Origin of the sequence: Bacteriovorax stolpii (genome assembly GCF_002872415.1) — a bacterium.
Classification (GTDB): Bacteria; Bdellovibrionota; Bacteriovoracia; order Bacteriovoracales; family Bacteriovoracaceae; genus Bacteriovorax; species Bacteriovorax stolpii.
This window is the reverse complement of sequence record NZ_CP025704.1, coordinates 1,021,977-1,040,023: the sequence shown is the minus strand read 5'-3', so window position 1 is coordinate 1,040,023 and position 18,047 is coordinate 1,021,977. Positions and strand designations below refer to the sequence as shown.

Here is an 18,047-nt window from a genome sequence, read left to right as displayed (position 1 = left end):
GCCCGTCTAGGGCCCTTTCTTTTTTAATTACTGATTAAATCCACCACAAGAAATAGACCCATTCGATCCTGACTTGCAGCCATCGTACTGGCCTCCGCAAGAAAAAGTTCCATTCGTTCCATACTTGCATCCGTCATAAAGACCTCCACAAGACACTGACCCGTTTGTCCCGTACTTGCATCCGTTGTAAAGTCCACCGCAAGAGATATCCCCTTTTGAACCTACTTTACAGCCGTCGTATTTTCCACCACACGATACACTTCCATCACTTCCGTATTGGCAGCCATCATAAAGTCCACCGCAAGAAACTGATCCATTCGTTCCGTACTTGCATCCGTCGTAAAGACCGCCGCAAGACACTGAGCCGTTTGTTCCGTATTTACATCCATCGTAAAGACCACCGCATGAGATGTCGCCTTTTGAACCGATTTTACATCCATTATAAAGCGATCCACATGAAACACTTCCGTCTGTCCCGTACATACAGTTGTTGTAGCCGTTGGCCATGACGAGTGTTGAAAAGCAAAGAAAAGCTAACGCTAAAAGAGTTTTCATGGGTCCCCCATTCATTGATGTTTTATCTGGTATATCAAAAAGAATGGGGCTTATAAACAAAAAAGGCGGAAGAGCTTAACCATCAATCCATGACTTAAGGTCATCAGAGATTTTTAACTGGCGTGCTTTCTCAGCGCGTTTAGGACTTCTCTCAATCCCTTGAGCATTCATCCCTAAAATATTGGCCGCAGCTAGCACACTTCCTTCACCACAGAATGGATGAACGATGCGATTAGACTGCGTGTGATTTTTAATGAAGTTCACAATCATTAAACAATTCTCTAACCCCATTCCTCTCTCCCAGGTTTTTTCTCCCAGATCAGGAATAACATCGGCCGTAGATTTACCTAAATCAAGCAAACGGACATTTTTTGAAAAACATAAGACGTGCGAATAAGCAGGGCGACCGAAAGTGATGTATCCAGGTTTTACTCGGCAGACGATTTTGTGCCAAAGAAGTTCAAGGCCTACTTCCTCAGCAGCTCTTTGAACGAGATAACCTTTATCAACCCAAACGCCTTCATACTTGATGTCTGATTGATAAAACACAACCACACCGTCGTCTGGAACTTTTGTCATGATAAGAGCTGCAGTTGACTTAAACCACTCCTTCCATTTTTCTAAAGGCCATTTCGGAAACTCAGAGATATCTGGCATAGAAGCAACGAGAGAAGCTCCTTCGAGCTTCTCCTGGGCCTGTAACCATTCAATGGCGTCTGCGCAGACGACGTCGCGTTCTGGATTATTTTCCATAAACCTTTTCGCCGGCAATATAGACAGACTTAGTGGCGCGGTCGTCCCCTAAAGTCATCAGGATGAAAAGCACTTCATTGATGTCTTTACAGAAACTCATTCTGAAATCAATTAATGGAGTCGCTTTTAAATCTAGCACAAGAAGGTCTGCTTCCATTCCTGCTTCAATTGATCCGATCTTATCTTCCAGGTAAAGCGACTCTGCCGCTCCTCTGGTTGCCAAGTAGAAGGCCATGACAGATGAAAGTGAGTATCCTTCAAGCTGAGCAATTTTATAAGACTCGTTCATTGACTGAAGTTGAGAGAAACTTGTCCCGGCACCAATATCTGTTGCCAGACCTACGCGCACTGGGCGCTTTTTATCTTTTGCTTTTGGAAATGGGAAAAGACCACTTCCTAAGAATTCGTTTGAAGTCGGGCAATGAGACACAGCAGAGCCCGTCTCATGCATTCTCTCCCACTCGCTATCAGTTAAGTGAATCGCGTGACCGAAAATCGAGCGCGCTCCCACCAGACCATAGTGATCATAAACATCAAGGTATCCTTTTCTTTCCGGGTAAAGTTCTTTTACCCACTCAATCTCACCTTTGTTTTCTGAGATGTGAGTCTGCATATAAACACCCGGGTGCTCTTTCCAAAGCGCTCCAGCTAATTCTAATTGCTCAGGAGTTGATGTCGGAGCAAAACGTGGAGTGATAGCATAAGAAAGTCTTCCCTTCCCGTGCCATTTCTTAATTAATGCTTTTGAATCATCATATGAACTCTGTGCCGTATCTAAAAGCTCCGGTGGAGCATTTCTATTCATCAGGACTTTTCCGGCAATCATGCGCATATTGAACTTTGAAGCTTCTTCAAAGATCGCGTCTACTGAATGCGGGTGAACTGTTCCATAAACTGCTGATGTCGTCGTTCCCGCACGGAAACTCTCCTGAACGAAAACCTTCGCGACATTTTTTGCGTGCTCGAAGTTGGCGAACTGTTGTTCAGCAATAAATGTATAGTTATTCAGCCAGTCAATTAACTGCTTTCCAAAAGCACCGATGATCTGAGTCTGCGGGTAATGGATGTGAGTGTCGATAAAACCAGGAACAATCAATGAGTCTTTATAAACCTTAACTTCAACGCCCGCTGGGATTGAATTTTTAAGTGAATCATAAGAACCAAAAGATTTGATTTTGCCATTTTCGATAATAATAAGCGCGTCGCTTTCATAGTGAAGAGCGGCTTCGTCGCCAACAAGGAATGGGTCTGCTTTAAATGTGACAGCGGGGCCACGTAAGATTTTTGTATTCATAGAGGCCTTTATAACATGCCGGAAATGAATCGACCAGACTTACAAGAGGAAGAACTCCTCCTATAAGTCTGGCGATAATCAGATATTAGTTCTGTCTAATTGTTTTTAGGTTACCATCGATCACGCTTGAGACTGTTGAAGGATCAAGTGTTTCGCAGTTGATAGCTTTTGCTACGTTTACGCTTCTGTTTGGAGCAACTTGTACGAAAAGGTAAGCTAGGTCTACGCTTTTTCCGTTAACTTTTACTTCTGTGTAATATTGGTTTCCAAGCTTGATTGTCTCTAACTTTACTTTGTTTACGACAGAAACCTTGCTCACTTTTGCTCCGCCTTCGTTACATGGCTCGCAGTAGTCAGTGATCACAGCATTTTTTTGCAGTAGAAGAGCTGCTCTTTCAGCTTCAGCTTGAGATACGGCCTGGCATTGGTCTGCCATAGCGTTGATTGAAAAAAGAGTCGCGATTGTGAATAAAACTGCTTTCATTTTTATCTCCTGAGAGTGGGTGTTATCATTGTGTATGAAATCGTTTTATCACAAATCGCGATTTGCCAATCGTTTTTGTAAAAATTACAGACCTGTCCTATTTTCGTTCACAATAAGTCAGGAACGAATGCACGAGTTTTTGAACCTTTTCATATTGAGCTGGGTCCTTAAGATTGCCCTCTTCATCAAAGGCTTCATGGGCCTTGGAAAGACCAAAGATTTCCGGGTACAGGTAATTGCCTAAATTCTCAAATGGAGTGCGGGCATGGGCCAGGCCTCTGATGGCCCCTAAAGCCCCAGGAGATGCACCTAAAAGTAGAACTTGCTTCTTGCTAAAAGGCATAGGCTTCACTCTCGAAACCCAGTCGATGGCCGTCTTAAGCACACTAGACATTGAGCCGTTGTATTCTGGAGTTGAGATGATCAACACATCCGCATCAGCAATAGCACTGGCCAATTTAGTTGCTCCTTCAGGCATTCCTTTCGCTTCAATATCTCCATCATAAACAGGTAGATTGAGCGGTTGCAAATCTAGTATGGTAGGCGTTGCTTTTCCTTCCTTCTCAATAATCCTGGCAACGACATTGACCAGCTTCTTATTAAAAGAATCCTTTCTTAAACTTCCTGCAAACAATAAAACTTTCATGAAAACTCCCTTGATGATTTTACTCGGCCATTGTGGATAACTTTCAGAGTGAATGATTCAAAATTGATTCCATCACCATTTTCGCCTCAGCACTAAACCTAATTTGCCTCAATTGTCTTATAAAAATGATTAAAACTAAATCAAAAGCTTGGCATGCTTCATGCTTTGCCACTTTCCATGTAATCAAAACACGGAGGATCTCATGGTACAAAACAAAAAAAACTTTTCATCGGGAAGAAAATCAGCTGAAGACTCGCAAGACATGGATAGAAAATCAGGTGTGCGCCACGCTGAAAAAGCGGCCGACACAAGTCGTTCTGGAAATCTAAAACAAACTGGAATTTCAAAAGACAAATCGAACATCTCTAAAAGAGATATGGGTTCACGCAAATAATTTTTTGCTGTTGGACGTTGAGGTGCTCACTCACCTGGGCACCTCCTCAATAAGATAAAATATGCAATCTGGTTCTCACCTAACTAAAAATTTAAACGTTGTCAGTCTTTCAATATTTGGTATCGGTATTATCATCGGTGCCGGTGTTTATGCAGTTCTGGGAACAGCGGCCGGTGTTGCTGGGGACTCTTTATGGTTGAGTTTCCTTTTTGCCGCCGCTGTAGCTGTTCTCACTGCATTCTCCTATTGCGAACTGGCTTCGATGTACCCCTTTGCCGGGGCCGAATATATTTATCTCAAACGAGCGTTTCCTAAATTAAAACTCCCATCTTTTTTGTTAGGATTCATCTTGTTTTTGGCGGGGGCCGCTTCAGCGGCCACTGTTTCTCATGCTTTTAGCGGCTACTTGAAAAATTTTCTTGATACCCCTGAAACCTTTACTTCATATGGGCTTCTTATTGCCGTGACACTCATTAATCTCATGGGCATTCACACTTCAAGCCGCATCAACTTAATTTTTACAGCAATCGAAGTCGCAGGTCTTCTTGCTGTCATTTGGTTTGGTTTTTTTCACGAACCTAAGCGCCAGATGGATTTTGTCTTCACCGCTAAAACTTTTACCGTTTCTTCGCTCGTCTTTTTTGTCTACTTAGGTTTTGAAAATATTGTCAACTTGGCAGAAGACACAAAAGAAGCTGAGAAAAACGTTCCCAGAGCGATTATCTGGAGTCTTGTCATTACAACGATTCTTTATGTAGCGGTGGCCGTGGCCGCTTTAAGACTGGCGTCTCCTGAAGTTTTGTCATCGAGTGATTCTCCATTGGCAGATGCAATTAAAAACGTTGCCCCACGATGGGTCAACGTACTCAGTGCCATTGCACTGTTTTCCACTGCTAATACGGCCCTCATTGGTTTGCTTTCCATCAGCCGAATGATTTATGGAATTGCAAATGAAGGGGACCTGCCCAAACTCCTGACTAAAACAACAAGGGAATCTAAGACACCCGTCTACTCTATTCTGGTCTCCAGCTTTGTTGCGGCGATCTTTTTGCTCTTAGGAGAATTGGAAATTCTCGCTCGGGTATCAAGCTTCGCCGCACTTTGTGGATTCTTTATCGTCAATTCACTTTTAATTGGTATTCGTTATAAAAAACAAGCAATCAAAGCAAAATTTAAATCACCTCTGAGTATCGGGCGCTTTCCCTCTCTCGCCTTCATCGGTGCTCTCTCGGTTATTGCCCTTTGTACACAGTTTGAATTTAAAATTTATCTCATCACATTCTGTATGCTTGCTCTTGGAGCTTTGGTTTACTTCCTAACAAAGCGTTTTAGTTAGTTTTTAATGCGCCATTCTTTTTTGCCTCAGCATATCTTACAAATTGCCCCATAAATAGCTTCGCAAATCTCTATTTCATAGGGTTATTACGCCAAAAGTTTGGCACAGAAGATGCTTTATGTAAAAGTGGAAGTCGAGCTTGAGTGTAGTGAGCGATTACTACAGCAATATGAAAGACGATTCTAACCTGTCTGGTACTTTTGTCTAAGATTGTCATCAGGTAGGAAGAAAGTCCAACAATTGCAAACGGATCAAAAAAGAAAACGTGAATACTGGCCTAACGTTCAATCTTTGAGATCTTTTTCTTGAGCATAGATGAGATACGGCTAGCGATAGATAACATAATAGAAAAGATTGCAGAAAAAAACCAACGACAAAAATTAAGGAGGAGATTATGTCGCCGGAACTAAAAGAGTATTACCGAACCAAAAGAAGAAGAATGGCTTTTTATATTGTCGAAAACGAAAGAAACAATAAAGAGAATCCTCCAGAAGTATCAGCTATTATTGGATTGGATAAAGAATTGGAAGCTGTCTATTATGCAGCAAGAAGACCTCCCCTCGAAAAAAGAGCACCAATGCAATTGGGGATGAGAATAAACAGAAGTATTACTTCAAACAAAAAAGAAAAAGAAGATAAAGACAAAGATAATAAGAACAAAAAAGTGCAAAAAAGAAACGGAATCCATTGTCCTAGTATGCCTACACAATGGAGAAGTAATTTAGACACCATTATTCCTAAAGCTGAATTTGGACATTTTGTGACGACAAGAAAAGTTGCAAAAGAGGTTATAAAATAGATGAGGTTATTTTTATACATTCATAAATCTTAAAGCGCTGAAGACATCTATGAAAAAACTAGAAAGTATTTGGCGCTTTTTTTATTCACACAAAAAATCCCACCCTAAAATCATTAAATCAACAACAGGAACATTCTATGCGCATTGAAAAAGACAGTCTTGGTGAATTGTCTATTCCCGATGATGTTTTCTATGGAATCCAGTCTTTTCGCGCCTCAAAGAACTTCCCTATCAGTGGCACCCAGGTGCATCCACAGTTAATCAGAAGTTTTCTCCTGTTGAAAAAAGCTGCGGCCAAGGCCAATCAGGCAAGTGGTGTCCTTGATGAACAAAAGGCCGCAGCGATAGCCACAGCTGTCGATGAACTGCTCAAAGGCAATTACTTAAAACATTTTATCGTCGATGCCTATCAGGCAGGTGCCGGGACATCTCAAAACATGAACGCCAATGAAGTGATCGCCAATAAAGCGAATGTTTTACTGGGGGGTAAGCTGGGGACTTATGATCACGTCCACCCCAACGATCATGTGAACATGTCTCAAAGTACCAACGACACATATCCAACGGCCATGAGACTGGCCACTTTGATTTTATCAAAAGAATTAGTGAGTGAATTACAACGTTTCTCTAATGCTTTTAAACAAAAGGCGCTGGAATTTGACCTGGTGATAAAATCTGGACGAACTCATTTACAAGATGCCGTCCCTATTCGTCTCGGTCAGGAATTCTCTGCTTATCAAAAAACTATTGAGCATCTTATTGGTCTGGTGATTCATTCACAAGACTACTTAAGAGAACTCGGTATTGGCGGCTCTGCTGCCGGCACGGGAATCAATGTCCCCAAGGGTTTTCGCGAGGCCATCATCATCGAACTCAAACACGATTTTGAAGACAGTGATCTCACACTCTCGGATAACATGTGTGCGGCCATGCAGTCTCAGCTGCCCATGATGGTTTATTCAAATGCTCTAAGGACCTGTGCTTTAGAGCTCACCAGAATCACCAACGATTTAAGACTGCTTAGTTCGGGACCAGCGAATGGTCTGGGAGAAATTAATCTTCCTTCAACCCAACCTGGCTCAAGTATTATGCCTGGGAAAGTGAACCCCTCTATACTCGAAATGGCCAATCAGGTTTTTTTCAAAGTCCTGGGAAATGATCAGGCAATGGCCTTTGCCAATCAGGCAGGACAACTTGAACTCAACGTTATGATGCCGGTTATGGCCCAATTAGCGCTTGAATCCTCTATGATTCTCACCAGTGCTTTAAAAACGATGCGCGAGCTTTGTATAAGTGGAATCACGGCCAATAAAGAAACCTGTGAAAAATACGCTAGTCAGACTTCACAAATCGTTACAGCTCTTAATCCTGTCATCGGTTATGCCAAAGCTGGAGAGCTGGCGAAAGAATCAATCAAAAGCAAAAAGACTGTTATTGAATTAGTGCGAGAACAGAAGCTTCTTACAGATAAACAAATCAAAGATTTGTTGGATCCAAAAAAACTAACTGTCCCGCATTAGTACATCACGAGGCAAAATTCTTGGAATTTTGCCTCGAATAAAATGCTCCACAACGTAATTTCACATTGTTTTAGTTAAGTTTTTTCGGCATGGCACCTGCAATAGAAATCCGTAATTGAGAATGTAAGGAGAAGGTTTCTTACATTTCATAATCGCGAAGATCTCGTACAAGTTATTATAAGAGCGATAATAACTTGAATCCATCTACGATTTAAGCCACTCTTCGGAGTGGCTTTTTCATTTTAGCGATGAAGGAATTCTCACCGACACTTACTGTTTCTTACATTTGGTACTGAACTTGCTCTTTAAGTTAGTGACCAGTCAAAAAGAATGGTCACCATACAACAAACAAATAATCAGTGCCCGTAATCAGGAGTGTTTTATGAGCGAGAACAAACAAGGAGAAAAAGGACTATTCGAATTGCTTGAAGAAAGAAGCCCTGACTATATCGCCAATTCTAAGCAGGTCGGCAACATTGATACACTGATTTATAACAATGAAGACGAGCACTCTAAATTCGAATTTCTCGTTCAAGATATGTTTTTAGATCATTTCTTTCCTTAGAAAAATATTTCTCTGACACGACCATCAACGAAGAAAAGGGTCACCATTATGGTGGCCCTTTTTTTAGTTATCCACATGGAAATGTGAATAACTCATTAAACAAATCGGGATTACGGGGCACTTTGTTGGGGATTCTTGCCACAACACTTTTCTGCATCAATGCGATTACAGTTATTTCCGGTGATAACAAATTTGGCACAGGAGATGCATTGTTAATAGTAGAAGCTAAGAAGGCATTCGTGTTTTCTTAGTGGAGGATCGCAAGACAAAAGTGAAACGAATTGTAATAACTTTTGTACAAGTTCGATGAAGAAAAGGAATTGTCCACTCAGAGAGAGAACTTTCGGGTTCGATTCGAAGACAGACAAAAAATGGGAAAGGTAAAACTTTCATCCACTCCTCTCTGAAAACGATCTTGGTTCCACAATCGCAATTAGAAGCCATCCTTCGGGGTGGCTTTTTAAATAAACATATTCGCGAGCGTTAGTAGAGGAAAAAATTAAATGTTTAAGTCTAACTTATTTTGTGCTCTAGTGGCCTTGATAACGGCGGTAACTATTTCTTCTGCTTTTGCTAAAGGATATCTACACAGCGATGGTGGCATCGCTATGGCCAAGGGCCAGGTAGTGGTAGAAAAGATTAAATAATAATTCATTTTAGGGGACGTAAGACTTGGAGAGACGTATCAATAAACCATTTGTGCAAACTCACGTTTGATCCCTACCTATTGATATAAAAGCCACCTTCGCCGGTGGCTTTTTATTTTAAACATTCACCTAGTTAAATTCACGGAGGATTTATGGTTTCAGAAACAAAGAAGTCACCCCCGAACAAATCAAAAGATATTCTCACTTTTAAAGAAGACGATATGTCGCCGAAGGGAAAAACTAAACATACCGTTGAACCAGACTGGCCGACAAAAGATTCAATTCCAGGAAAGCGAAGGAAAATAAAAAGGACAACAACAAGTCGGTTACCATAAGGAGGGTACGAATATGATGAATCAATCTATAGCCACAGATAAACCATTAGCGGTCATTGCTAGTAGTTCATGTTCCGATGGATATGATTTAGCAAGACAATTTGCTGAGCACGGATACGACATTATCGTCGCAGCAGCAAACCCCTCTGTCGTTGAAGAAGCAGAAGACTTTAAAGAATTAAAAGTCGATGCCGTCAGCTATCAGCTTGATCTCTCTTCTCCTGAAGGAATTGAGCAGCTTTACAGACGAATCGTCGCAACCGGACGAGCCGTTGAAGCTCTCGTTATTAATACCGGTTTAAGTGACAACTTAGAGCAGGAAAAAATCCTGGCAAGAAAAGTTCTTCATGATATGGCCGACAGAGGTTTCGGACGCATTCTCTTTGCTTCAAGTGGAGACCAAAAAGATGCCGACAGACTTTGTGAAAGCTTAAAGCACGATGCTGAAGGTACAGGTGTTACATTGAAAGCATTGAGCCCGGATGAGCAAGTCGTGTATTTTTTAGATGAAGAATTTATTGAAGATAAAAAGGAAGCATCTGCACTCCTACACTAGGAGTGCAGCTTAAAAATCCTAACGATCCGGCCACATCATAGTGTGGCCGTCATCACAAATTTGGCTTAAAGGCTCAGTCGAGTTTTTGATTTTCTCTTCCATTGTTGCCCAAATTTTATGATTGGTATTTTTCGGGTGTCTTAAGATCGCCACCGTTCTCGGGTCGATTCCTTCAGCTCCGCGGATAATTCCCTCTGTGAAGGCTACAGTGTACGTCTTAAACGGATTAACCTTCTTGCCGTTAACTGTGATCGTTCTGATTTTAAAACCGAAAGGTCCGCGTTCATACTCCATTTTAATACCAGAGAAAGTCAGCGGTTGCCCAAAGTATGACAGAGCATCAAGAGTCAGTCTTAACCACGCCCCTTTGATTCTTGTCGTATAAATATCCCAACCGTATTTTTGATCAAACTCAAACACTCTCGGCATTGAATTTAAAATCGTGCGTCTCGTGATATCCCCTACCGGGTAATTTGATCCGTTCATTTCCGGAGCGTGAATCGCGATATCTGCTCCTGCTTTTTCTTTTAGTGCATCAGTGATGAAGAAGGCCCACTTGCGTGCTCCAAGAGTGTCTCCTGGTTTTAGATCAGAGTAACCTACTTTTTCAGAAAGCCAGTCCTGTCCGTAAGAAGCATCTAGCTCAGTGTCTGCTTCCTTCACCAATTCCGTCATTTCTGGATCGGCCATGGCCGAATCCATTTTTACCGGAACAAGTTCATAACTTACGATCTTAAGAGGTTTCCCTTTAACCAGATCGACAACTAAGCGCCCCAGGTATTCAGTGTGCATTCCCGCTTGAACAATAGGAACTTTCACTTTCTTTTTATTCTCACCGTATACTGGCTCATAAAGAGCAGTGTGCGAGTGACCACCAACGATTAAATCGATATATTTTGTTTTTTCCGCCAGTTTCACATCTCTTAAAACACCAATGTGAGTCAAAGCGATGATGAAATCGTTGCCGCGATTTTTTAATTCTTTTTCATATTCCTGGGCCACGTCGATTGGATTTTTAACTGCACCACGTGCCAGGCGCCACTTATAAAAAATTTCATCAGTCGTTAAACCAAGAAAAGCGATCTTTGTTCCATCAATATTGATTTCTTTATAAGGCTTAATTTTGCTGCTGATATTTTTAAACTTAGAGCTCGCATCCATGTTGGCCACAATGAGAGAAAAGTTCAGGTCGATTTCACCTAAAATTTTATCTAACTCTGCTGAGCCCATCTGGTAGTCGTGATTTCCAAGCGTGCCAATGTCGTATCCCATTTCGTTATGGATGTTGAACGTCGCGCGACCATCGCGGGCCATGTAATAAATATTTCCTTCAAGGAAATCACCTGCATCTACGGCAATCGTTTTGATTCCCTGAGCTTCAGCTTGCGCTTTATACATATTCATCAGCGCTTTTAAGCGCGCCATTCCTCCTCTCGTTGTCGAGTGAGTTGAATTGTCTAAATAAGAATGGGTGTCATTCGTATGAAGGATTTGTAAAAGCTTGGCATGAGAGGGAGATGATCCCATGAAGGCCAGAGCCACCAGAACAATTGTAGTAAATGTTGATTTTTTCATTGCTCGAGACTTATCCCGAAAAAAGAGTGTGGCGTCAAGGTTTGGGGGCCTTGACGCCACACGTTTTCTCAATCTTTTTCGCTAAATTTTAATACCAGTATTTAAGCGCCAGACCTGCAGAAAATGAGTCCTGGGTCCCCGTCGTCCAAAGGTACTTTGCTTGAAGACCTAAAGACAGGAAATCACTGGCCTTATTTTGAAGAGGAATATCAAAACCGGCCAGAGGTCCAACCGACCACTCTACGTTATTGCCATCAACAAACATAGGCCCTGTGGCAACTCCCACAAAGCTGCTTCTTAGAACAGGAATGTCTCCACCGAAGTTATAACTTCCGCGCGCAAGCACTGAGGTTCTTTGCACATTAGAATCCCCCAGCTCCGCAGTGATGACTTCTGCTCCTAAACCAAAAGGGATGTAGGGTTGAAAGCCTACGTTGATACCAAACTCCGGCGAAGATTCAGCATCACCATTGGGTGAGTTCACACCTGCAGTTAAACCCATATGGATTTTGTATTCTGATTTATTTTCGACTTCTTTAGGTTCAGGGAGTGTCCCCTCTAATCTGCTTTCAACATTTCTTTTTTCACTCTCAGACATCTGCGCGAACGCTGTAAGTGATGAGGCCATAATTGTGAGAGTTAATAAAGTTTTGAACATGATTCTTCTCCGTAGTTAAGCGCATACTGCATTACTGAGTATGCTTTGATGTTTGAGTGAAATTGCAAAGCATATACCAACTAAACTGTGGCATTTTAGGGGGGCTTGTTTGATGAATGTCCAAAATTGTCTTCTATAGATGGGGCAAATATTCGGTTTCCTTATCATTATATACTGGCGCGAACTTTGCTCTTTTTATGAAAGGGAGATCGTGTGTGAATATGCGTTTAAAGATTTTATCCTACAATATTCATAAGGGATTCGATTGGAATAATCGAAAATACTGCCTGCAAGAAATGAAAAATCTTATCAACTCCTCTGAAGCAGAAATTGTTTTCCTACAGGAAGTTGTGGGTAAAAATGAGATCTTTAAAAAACAAGGTCTCATCGACTCCCAATTTGAATTTTTAGCTGATGAACTCTGGCCACATTTTTCCTATGCACAGAATGCACTGTATGATCACGGCCACCACGGCAACCTGATCCTTAGCAAATACCCTATTGAGACTTTTGAGAACCTGGATCTTTCAACGAATAGTTGGGAAAAAAGAGGAATGCTGGTTTGTAAAATTAAGATTCCTCCAATGAACAACAAACCTGAACGGACTATCTATGCAGCTTGCCTGCACCTCAATCTCTTACATCGAGGACGCAAGATTCAATACGAAAAAATTAAAACTTTCGTTGAGCAAAAAGGTGATCAGAACGTACCTTTTATCATTGCCGGGGACTTCAACGACTGGAATCAGAAATCATTTTTAGTCTTTGAAGAAATGCTTGGTATGCAGGAAGTTCATAAACAAGTTAATGGAAGCTTTGCCCGCACTTTTCCGTCCAAAGTCCCTATCCTCTGCTTAGACCGCATCTACGTTAAAAACCTGGAAATCATCAACTCTCACGTCGTCTTCTACGACCAGCACCTCTCAGATCATCTTCCCATCTTCTGTGAGGTGGACATCTGATGAAAAAAGAACTCTTCCCCATTAGCAAAAATAACTATGTCGAATTCTATCAGGACGGCGATACTTATTATGAAAAGTACCTGGCAATGATAAGATCCGCTCAAAGAAGTATCCATCTTCAGACTTATATTTTTGAAATTGATCAATTCGGCAAACAAGTGCAATACGAATTGATTGAGGCTAAAAAAAAAGGGGTCGCAGTTTTTCTATTGGTCGACAGCATCGGCTCAAGAAACTTAAGCATTGAAACGGAAAATGAACTTGTCCGAAATGGCATTGAGTTTTGCCGCTTCAACTCTATCCATTTTAGATGGTTTTACCGCTGGGGCCGCAGACTTCATCATAAGATACTTCTCATTGACCATGAATCAGCGATGATTGGTGGTATTAACGTTCTCTACGCCTGCCTTCCAGGATCATCTGTGCCTCAATTGGATTTTGCTATTTATTTAAAAGGCCCGGCAATTGGGCCACTGTCTCTTTATTGTCAGCATATTTTTAAAAGAGCGGCCCGAAAAAATATTCCACTAGAAAAGGCCGAGCATATCCGCCACTACCCAGATGGATACGACGTAGGAATATCCGTCAACGACTGGATTCATGGGCGCTCACGCATAACCAAACAATACTCGCGCATTACCACCGAGGCCCAAAGAAGTATCACCATCATCAATTCTTATTTTTTCCCGCGAAGGAAATTTATGAAGCAATTAGTGGAGGCCCAGGCCCGCGGTGTGCGTGTGCGATTGATTCTTCCTAAATATTCAGACTGGCCTAGCTACATTCTCGCCTCTGAATACCTCTACGATTATTTTATAAAACGCGGAGTGGAGATCTATCAATGGAAGCGCTCTGTTCTTCATGGAAAACTCGCCACTGTAGATGAAAGCTGGTCGACGATTGGCTCCTTTAACCTCAACTACACCAGTTACCAGCAAAACCTGGAAATGAATGTCGACATTTACTCCAAAGAGTTTACTCATCACCTCAATCAACAAATTGAAGACATCATCTCTCTTGGCTGCGATAAAGTGACCTTAACTGACTTGCATGAAAAATCTCCGCTAAAGATAAGAGTCTTTCGCTTTATTTTTTATTTAATCCTGTCGCTGATTGCTAACTTTTCCATCGGTCTTTCTTTCCAGGAAGATCACAACAAAGAGCATCGCTTTTACCACATCCTGCGCATCGTAGGCTCTATGTTCTTCTTTATATTAGGAGTTCTGGGATCTCTGCTTCCCATTATTCCAGGTTTTCCTTTTTTCATTATCAGTTTTCTTTTGGTCTACAAACAAATCCTTCTCAATAAGAAGATTGTGTGATTAAAGAGGTGCCGTGAAATACAAAAGAATTTTTAACACTATCTTTTTTGCTGTCGCCGCCTACGCCATCTACTTAAGACTGCCGGTGATACTGAGCCATTTTGAGTTTCAGGATAAAGTCATTCCCAACTTTAAAATGCGCACACTGGATGGCGGCGAATTTGAACTTTATCAACAAAAGAAAGTCGCCCTTGTTTTTTGGGCAACATGGTGTGGTCCTTGTGAAGTTGAACTCAAGCGTATCAACAAAATGATCGTCACTAAAAAGATTCGTCCAGAAAATGTACTTGCCGTTGCCGGCCTGGAAGATCAGAAGCTCATTGAAGAAACCATGAAAAAAAATGGTTACCAATTTCCTGTCGGCCTAGACTTCGATGAAAATGCTTCGAAAATTTTTAAAGTTCAGGCCACTCCGACGATTGTCTTTATAGATGAGAAGCACACTGTAGAATGGATGACTTCTGGACTAAGCCCAACACTCGAATACCGTCTCTCTTCATTTTTAAGATAAACACTTTATAGACAGACGGACGTTTGCCTCATCACTTGAGCAAAGTGCCTCATCTTCGCTATTTCCTCTCTGGAAATCCATCATTTACAGCGTTTTTCTTGGCATCGGAAATGCTTCTTAATAAGGAAGTAAACATTCCAAGGAGGACTGTATGGTACAAGAAAAAAAATTCAATCAACAACCGCAAAGAAACAAAGAAGAGTTCGCCGGACAATCTAAAACAACACAACGTCCAGAAATCGACCTGCCGTTAAAAGGCGGTCGCTCAGAATCAGATCTTTCATCTAAAAACCAACCAAAAAAAGATGAAAGAGGCTCATTCGATAAACCAGTTCGCAAGTAATCCGGTTTAAATTAAATTATTTGATCTAAGCTCTGCAGGCAGGCCTAGGGGTTATTTATTGATGACACCTAAGCCTGCCTTTTCACAACTCTCCCAATGAAATTTGGCAAATTGGCCGTCTAATTTTTAGACATCCGCCATGGATTTCTTTCAACTAAGCTAAAACCATCCCCTTTTAGTGTAGACTGATTTTCAAATGAAAACTCTACTACCTAAAATGATTCTGGTGCTGGGAATCCTTGCTCTTTTCCAAGGATGCTCATCTTTTAAAACGACAAAAAACTCAAAGGGTAAATACGCCCGCGAGAAATTTGGAAATTTTGATAAGGTCTACATTCCAAATGAAGCTCCACTTATCGCTCAGATGATTTCCATCGTACAGCCTGAACTGGAAGTCAACGCTCGTAACAAGATTGCCAATGACATCCACCACGCAATAAAAAAGCACAAAGTTGAACCGCAAATCATCGTGGCCCTTATAGATACCGAAAGCAATTTCCAGTACAACAAAGTTTCTTCCACTGGAGACCTCTCATTGGGGCAAGTCAACGTAGACGTTTGGAATGCTGAATTTAAAAGGATGAAACTTCCCTTGATACAAAAAGATCTTCTCGTAACGGAAGATCAAGGCTACGCCATGGAGAAGATGGCGCAAATCTTGAACATTCTAAAGTCCCGCCACTCGAAAAGAGACAGGCGCTGGTACGCCCGTTATCATTCCAATACAACGAAGTACAAAATGGATTACCTTCGAAAAATTGAAGTGCGCATGAAGATGCTTTCTCAGGCAAGATTAGTGTCGACGGAAAAATCCCTAGCACTTTCAAACCAAATTGCCCCAAGCAATTAAAGTCATTTTTACTTACATCGAATTAAAACAATTAATTAGCTATCATATCAACTTCGGCATGATATTTGAAAATATCCTCCTAGAATAGGAGGAATTATGAACTACGATTCTCATTCCCAACTCGACATTCCAATAAATGAAAAGGTTAAAGGCCTTCCGGGACTCTTTGGACTACAACTTGAAGAGCAGGCGCCCTACGAAATCTTAAAGGCCGATGGTGGGATTGAAATCCGCTCATATAAGTCTCAAACCCGGGCCTCTATATCGATCACAGGTGAATTCAAGGAAGCCTATAAAGAGGCGTTTAACAGCCTTGCAGGCTATATTTTTGGTAGCAACAAGACGAGTGAAAAAATTCAGATGACCACTCCCGTGATCCTGCAAGAAACTGCATCAAAAGAGTGGACTATGTCTTTTATCCTTCCGCAACAATTTGTGGCCCAAACCGCACCAACTCCGGATGACAATAGAATTCATCTTGAAGAGTGCCCGCTCCATCTGGTCGCCAGCATTAGCTACGCAGGAATTAACAATGAAGAAAAGATTAATGAATATACCGGTATTTTAAAGAAGTGGCTTAAGAAGCGCCCTTGGTATATTCCCTTAAGCGATTTTAAAACGGCCCAATATGATGGGCCGTTAACAATACCTTTTTTTAGAAAAAACGAAATTCACATCAATGTGAAACACATCCACTAGCGGTTGCCGTTGAAATCATCACGGTTTCCGCCGCTCGATCTTTGCACCTGAGCGTTCTTTTGAACTGCAATCTTCATCGTCTCCCCATATTCTCTTCTAAACATTTGCTTGATAGAAGCATCGCTTTGAGCTGTTTGCCTGAATTTATCGAGAATATGCAGCTGATCTGCACACTTTAAACAAATCCATTCAGCATCTGTCGTTGGGTTTCTGTGCTTATAAAACTCTACATCAGGGCGAACCTGGTTGCAGTTTTCACAAAAGTTTCTTTGAACCTGGTGAGAAACAGATTCTGTAATGTCTTTCTTTGCAACCTTCTCGCGGTCGTTTTGTTTTTTTACTGGCTCAGTGGCCTTCATTCCAGCTTTTAATAGTGCATCTTTTAAACTTGCCATAATCCCCTTCTCACAATGAAATTTACGCTATTATCATAGCTATTCCCTAAAAGTTGTTCAAGAGATGAACCAGCTATGCGTTAATTATTTTTGCCACATTACCTGACTAAATTGCCTCAAATGTTCCTTATTTTCCAGTAAAAATCTCCCAATTTATTGGCCTCGCCTTTGCTTCATCTAATGATTGGAGTCTTATGGAGGTCGTCATGAACCAAGAAAAAGTGACTCTCGACATTCCCTTGAGTGAAAAACTTAAAGGCATCCCAGGTTTTTTTGGAATCCGATTAGGTGAAGAGCCTTTCTATGAGGTGGTCTGCACTGAAGGCGACAAAGAAATCAGAAAATACAATTCCTTCATTCTCGCCTCGGTTACGATTAACGGTAACTTCGAAGAGGTCAAGAAGGAGGCCTTTGCATGCCTAGCTTCCTATATTTTTGGCCAAAACAAAGACCATAAGCACCTGAAGATGACCTCTCCAGTCCTTCAGGAAGAAACCAATGATTATATCCCCATGACCTCTCCTATTTATCAAGGGCCTAATTCAAATGGCTGGACCATGTCGTTTGTGCTTCCGCAAAAGTACAACCTGGCCACGGCGCCAACTCCTAAAGACAATAGAATTCTTTTACATAAAAGTCCTGAGCGCATGGTGGCCTCGCTGCGCTACTCAGGGGCCAACGATCAGGAGAAGATCAAGAAATTTTCTGCTGAGCTGGTTCAATGGATCAGCAAAAGTGATCTCTTTTTCCCGGTTGGCGATATTCAAATTGCTCAATACGACGGCCCAACCACAATTCCTTTTTTAAGAAGAAATGAAGTCCACGTCGAAGTGAAACAATTTTTTTAA

General features: G+C 41.5%; 23 protein-coding genes. 15 read left to right on the top strand and 8 right to left on the bottom strand.

Going from position 1 to position 18,047, the window contains the following annotated elements; all coding sequences use genetic code 11:
- Positions 1-27: 27 nt before the first annotated feature.
- The 5 genes from C0V70_RS05090 to C0V70_RS05070 form a co-directional block, all read right to left on the bottom strand.
- Positions 28-555 (bottom strand): hypothetical protein, encoded by a 528-nt coding sequence (locus C0V70_RS05090; RefSeq protein ID WP_102242790.1) that lies wholly within the window; start codon positions 553-555, stop codon positions 28-30.
- A 75-nt stretch (positions 556-630) separates the two neighbouring features.
- Positions 631-1,308, bottom strand: a complete 678-nt coding sequence (locus C0V70_RS05085; protein WP_102242789.1) for an SAM-dependent methyltransferase — start codon at positions 1,306-1,308, stop codon at positions 631-633.
- Positions 1,298-2,602 (bottom strand): guanine deaminase, encoded by a 1,305-nt coding sequence (gene guaD / locus C0V70_RS05080; RefSeq protein WP_102242788.1) that lies wholly within the window; start codon positions 2,600-2,602, stop codon positions 1,298-1,300. Before guaD ends, C0V70_RS05085 begins: the two co-directional genes overlap by 11 nt.
- Before the next feature lie 85 nt (positions 2,603-2,687).
- Positions 2,688-3,086 (bottom strand): hypothetical protein, encoded by a 399-nt coding sequence (locus C0V70_RS05075; RefSeq protein ID WP_102242787.1) that lies wholly within the window; start codon positions 3,084-3,086, stop codon positions 2,688-2,690.
- Between the two features lie 97 nt (positions 3,087-3,183).
- A complete protein-coding gene (locus tag C0V70_RS05070) occupies positions 3,184-3,732 on the bottom strand; it encodes an NADPH-dependent FMN reductase (RefSeq protein WP_102242786.1) in 549 nt (182 codons plus the stop codon).
- Between the two features lie 202 nt (positions 3,733-3,934).
- Here C0V70_RS05070 and C0V70_RS05065 point away from each other — a divergent pair, with 202 nt between their 5' ends.
- From C0V70_RS05065 to C0V70_RS05035, 8 genes are all read left to right on the top strand, one after another.
- Entirely contained in the window at positions 3,935-4,126 is a 192-nt protein-coding gene (locus C0V70_RS05065) for a hypothetical protein (protein ID WP_102242785.1), read from the top strand.
- A gap of 61 nt (positions 4,127-4,187) precedes the next feature.
- Positions 4,188-5,462, top strand: a complete 1,275-nt coding sequence (locus C0V70_RS05060) for an APC family permease (RefSeq protein ID WP_102242784.1) — start codon at positions 4,188-4,190, stop codon at positions 5,460-5,462.
- 394 nt (positions 5,463-5,856) lie between these two features.
- Positions 5,857-6,261: a hypothetical protein gene (locus C0V70_RS05055; RefSeq protein ID WP_102242783.1), complete on the top strand. Its 405-nt coding sequence runs from the start codon at positions 5,857-5,859 to the stop codon at positions 6,259-6,261.
- Positions 6,262-6,398: 137 nt separating this feature from the next.
- On the top strand, positions 6,399-7,781 hold the full coding sequence (locus C0V70_RS05050; RefSeq protein WP_102242782.1) for an aspartate ammonia-lyase: 1,383 nt from the start codon (positions 6,399-6,401) through the stop codon (positions 7,779-7,781).
- A 382-nt stretch (positions 7,782-8,163) separates the two neighbouring features.
- Positions 8,164-8,346, top strand: a complete 183-nt coding sequence (locus C0V70_RS05045; RefSeq protein WP_102242781.1) for a hypothetical protein — start codon at positions 8,164-8,166, stop codon at positions 8,344-8,346.
- A gap of 503 nt (positions 8,347-8,849) precedes the next feature.
- Positions 8,850-8,993: a hypothetical protein gene (locus C0V70_RS18960; protein ID WP_158649573.1), complete on the top strand. Its 144-nt coding sequence runs from the start codon at positions 8,850-8,852 to the stop codon at positions 8,991-8,993.
- 152 nt (positions 8,994-9,145) lie between these two features.
- On the top strand, positions 9,146-9,328 hold the full coding sequence (locus C0V70_RS05040; RefSeq protein WP_102242780.1) for a hypothetical protein: 183 nt from the start codon (positions 9,146-9,148) through the stop codon (positions 9,326-9,328).
- 13 nt (positions 9,329-9,341) lie between these two features.
- Complete coding sequence (locus C0V70_RS05035; protein WP_102242779.1) at positions 9,342-9,884, top strand: SDR family NAD(P)-dependent oxidoreductase; 543 nt, start codon at positions 9,342-9,344, stop codon at positions 9,882-9,884.
- Positions 9,885-9,902: 18 nt separating this feature from the next.
- Here C0V70_RS05035 and C0V70_RS05030 read toward each other — a convergent pair whose 3' ends face one another.
- Together C0V70_RS05030 and C0V70_RS05025 are read right to left on the bottom strand one after the other, a co-directional pair.
- A complete protein-coding gene (locus tag C0V70_RS05030) occupies positions 9,903-11,459 on the bottom strand; it encodes a bifunctional metallophosphatase/5'-nucleotidase (RefSeq protein WP_102242778.1) in 1,557 nt (518 codons plus the stop codon).
- A gap of 88 nt (positions 11,460-11,547) precedes the next feature.
- Positions 11,548-12,117, bottom strand: coding sequence for a hypothetical protein (locus tag C0V70_RS05025; RefSeq protein ID WP_102242777.1), 570 nt, complete (start codon positions 12,115-12,117; stop codon positions 11,548-11,550).
- A gap of 221 nt (positions 12,118-12,338) precedes the next feature.
- Between C0V70_RS05025 and C0V70_RS05020 the strand changes: the two genes are divergently transcribed.
- From C0V70_RS05020 to C0V70_RS04995, 6 genes are all read left to right on the top strand, one after another.
- Positions 12,339-13,079, top strand: coding sequence for an endonuclease/exonuclease/phosphatase family protein (locus C0V70_RS05020; protein WP_243733590.1), 741 nt, complete (start codon positions 12,339-12,341; stop codon positions 13,077-13,079).
- On the top strand, positions 13,079-14,401 hold the full coding sequence (locus C0V70_RS05015; protein ID WP_102242775.1) for a phospholipase D-like domain-containing protein: 1,323 nt from the start codon (positions 13,079-13,081) through the stop codon (positions 14,399-14,401). Before C0V70_RS05020 ends, C0V70_RS05015 begins: the two co-directional genes overlap by 1 nt.
- Before the next feature lie 13 nt (positions 14,402-14,414).
- Positions 14,415-14,912: a peroxiredoxin family protein gene (locus tag C0V70_RS05010; protein ID WP_102242774.1), complete on the top strand. Its 498-nt coding sequence runs from the start codon at positions 14,415-14,417 to the stop codon at positions 14,910-14,912.
- Between the two features lie 151 nt (positions 14,913-15,063).
- Complete coding sequence (locus tag C0V70_RS05005) at positions 15,064-15,255, top strand: hypothetical protein (protein ID WP_102242773.1); 192 nt, start codon at positions 15,064-15,066, stop codon at positions 15,253-15,255.
- 196 nt (positions 15,256-15,451) lie between these two features.
- Positions 15,452-16,105 carry a transglycosylase SLT domain-containing protein gene (locus C0V70_RS05000; protein WP_133566719.1) on the top strand — a complete coding sequence of 218 codons (654 nt, stop codon included), beginning with the start codon at positions 15,452-15,454 and terminating at the stop codon, positions 16,103-16,105.
- 96 nt (positions 16,106-16,201) lie between these two features.
- On the top strand, positions 16,202-16,804 hold the full coding sequence (locus tag C0V70_RS04995) for an SOUL family heme-binding protein (RefSeq protein WP_102242771.1): 603 nt from the start codon (positions 16,202-16,204) through the stop codon (positions 16,802-16,804).
- On the opposite strand, the gene C0V70_RS04990 is transcribed toward C0V70_RS04995, so the two are convergent.
- Positions 16,801-17,199 (bottom strand): hypothetical protein, encoded by a 399-nt coding sequence (locus tag C0V70_RS04990; RefSeq protein ID WP_102242770.1) that lies wholly within the window; start codon positions 17,197-17,199, stop codon positions 16,801-16,803. The genes C0V70_RS04995 and C0V70_RS04990 overlap by 4 nt on opposite strands.
- Before the next feature lie 206 nt (positions 17,200-17,405).
- Between C0V70_RS04990 and C0V70_RS04985 the strand changes: the two genes are divergently transcribed.
- Positions 17,406-18,047, top strand: a complete 642-nt coding sequence (locus C0V70_RS04985; protein ID WP_158649571.1) for an SOUL family heme-binding protein — start codon at positions 17,406-17,408, stop codon at positions 18,045-18,047.